At 73.8% G+C, this 2,305-nt stretch carries 2 protein-coding genes; one reads left to right on the forward strand and one right to left on the reverse strand.

All coding sequences use genetic code 11. The features are described from left to right. Window positions 1-492, reverse strand: a 492-nt coding sequence (locus CCN72_RS34615) for an AraC family ligand binding domain-containing protein (RefSeq protein WP_208638177.1), incomplete at its 3' end; no start/stop codon positions are given. Window positions 493-590: 98 nt separating this feature from the next. Here CCN72_RS34615 and CCN72_RS34620 point away from each other — a divergent pair. Further along, a partial coding sequence (locus tag CCN72_RS34620; RefSeq protein ID WP_086812303.1) for a glycoside hydrolase family 35 protein occupies window positions 591-2,305 on the forward strand: 1,715 nt, incomplete at its 3' end.

Below are 2,305 nucleotides of genomic sequence, written 5' to 3' on the forward strand. Positions count from 1 at the left end.
ATCGGCGCGGGCGCGGCGCAGGGCGACCAGGAGTTCGTGCACGGCGGCGCCGGTCTCCACCTCCAGGAGGGGGTTGCCGCGGCGGGCGGCGCGGGCGATGCGGGCGACGACCGCGCGCGGTCCCGCGGCGTCGGAGAGGGCCACCACGGGCCGCTCGGGCTCGATGTAGCCCAGTTCCGTGTAGGTGGCGGTGGCGGGCCCGGCGAAGTCCACGAAGCCCTCGTCCCAGCCGGTGTCCGGATCGGGGGCGTAGTGGTGGGGCACGCCGGGGGTGAGCCAGAGCAGCGCGGGCGCGGTGACGGTCGTACGGCGGCCGTCCGCGCCCGCGTACCAGCCGCCGCCGGAGCTGATCACGACGGCCACATGGTGGTCCAGGGTGCGCGGGCCGACGGTGGGCAGCGCGCCGTGCTGGAGTCCGACCCCGAGGCAGACCAGGCCGAGGCGGTGGTGGGCGGGGCCGGGGCTGAAGAACCGCATCCAGGTCTGGTACATCGCTGCTCCTCGCGGCGTCGGCGGCGGCCGCTTTTTGTCCAAGTGGTGCCGATCTTCGTCCATGGCGCCGGGCACCGGAAGGGGTGAGCCTTGGCGGTATGAGCGAGTTCACCGTGGGCGAGAGGGACTTCCTGCTGGACGGGCGGCCGGTGCGGCTGCTGTCCGGCGCGCTGCACTACTTCCGGGTGCACGAGGAGCAGTGGGGGCACCGGCTGGCGATGCTGCGGGCGATGGGTCTCAACTGCGTGGAGACCTACGTGCCGTGGAATCTGCACCAGCCCGCCCCGGGGCGCCATCGGGACGTGGCGGCGGTCGGCCGGTTCCTGGACGCGGCGCGCGCGGCGGGCCTGTGGGCGATCGTGCGGCCCGGTCCCTACATCTGCGCCGAGTGGGAGAACGGCGGTCTGCCGGCCTGGCTGACGGCAGAACCGGGCGGGCGGGCGCGCACCCGGGACGAGCGGTACCTGCGCCATGTCCGCGCCTGGTTCGGCCGGCTGCTGCCCGAGATCGTGTCCCGGCAGGCCGACCGCGGCGGCCCGGTGGTCCTGGTCCAGGTGGAGAACGAGTACGGCAGCTACGGCTCCGACGCGGGCTATCTCGCCGAACTGGCCGCCCTGCTGCGCGCCGAGGGTGTCACGGTGCCGCTGTTCACCTCCGACGGCCCCGAGGACCACATGCTGACCGGCGGGTCGGTGCCCGGGGTGCTCGCCACGGCGAACTTCGGCTCCCGCGCGCGCGAGTCCTTCGCCGCGCTGCGCCGCCATCGTCCCGAGGGCCCGCTGATGTGCATGGAGTTCTGGTGCGGCTGGTTCGACCACTGGTCCGGCACGCCCGCCGTCCGTGATCCCGGGGAGGCCGCCGAGGCGCTGCGGGAGATCCTGGAGTGCGGCGCCTCGGTGAACCTCTACATGGCGCACGGCGGCACGAGCTTCGGCGGCTGGGCGGGCGCGAACCGGGGCGGCGAGCTGCACGAGGGCGAGCTCCAGCCGGATGTGACGTCGTACGACTACGACGCTCCGGTGGACGAATACGGCCGCCCCACGGAGAAGTTCTGGCGCTTTAGGGAGGTACTGGCGCGCTACCAGGAGGGCCCGTTGCCAAAACTCCCGCCGGAACCCGCCCGATTGGCCTCCCCGGCCGAGGTTTCGCTCGCCGAATGGGCGCCTATGGACGCCGTGCTGGCCGTCCTGGGCGGCGAGGAGACGACACGCCCCCAGGCACCCACCTTCGAGGAACTGGGCGTCACACGGGGCGTGGTGCGCTACGAGGTGGACGTGCCCGGACCGCGCGAGCCGTACCCGCTGTCCGTACGGGGGCTGCGGGATCTGGCCGTGGTGTACGTCGACGGGGTGCGGGCCGGGGTGCTCACCGAGGCGGAACCGCGGCTCAAGGAGCCCGTCGCGGGTCCGGCGCGGGTGGAGCTGTGGGTGGAGTCCCTCGGCCGGGTGAACTACGGGCCGCTCCTGGGCGAGGCGAAGGGGATCACCGGGGGTGTGCTGCACGAGCGGCAGTACCTGCACGGGGTGCGGGCCCGGGGACTGGACCTGGACGCGTTCGAGGACGGCGTGTCGGCGGTGCCGTTCACCGCGCCGCCCCCGGCGGGGATGCCCGGGCTGTACCGGGGCACGGCCACCGTCCTCGGGGCGGCCGGGGACGCACGCCTGGAACTGCCCGGCCTGACACGCGGATTCGTGTGGGTCAACGGCTTCTGCCTGGGCCGCTACTGGTCGGTGGGTCCCCAAAGGTCGCTGTACGTTCCCGGGCCGGTGCTGCGGGAGGGGGAGAACGAGGTGTGGGTGCTGGAGCTGGAGGG

The organism is Streptomyces murinus, assembly GCF_002154555.1.
GTDB lineage: Bacteria > Actinomycetota > Actinomycetes > Streptomycetales > Streptomycetaceae > Streptomyces > Streptomyces murinus.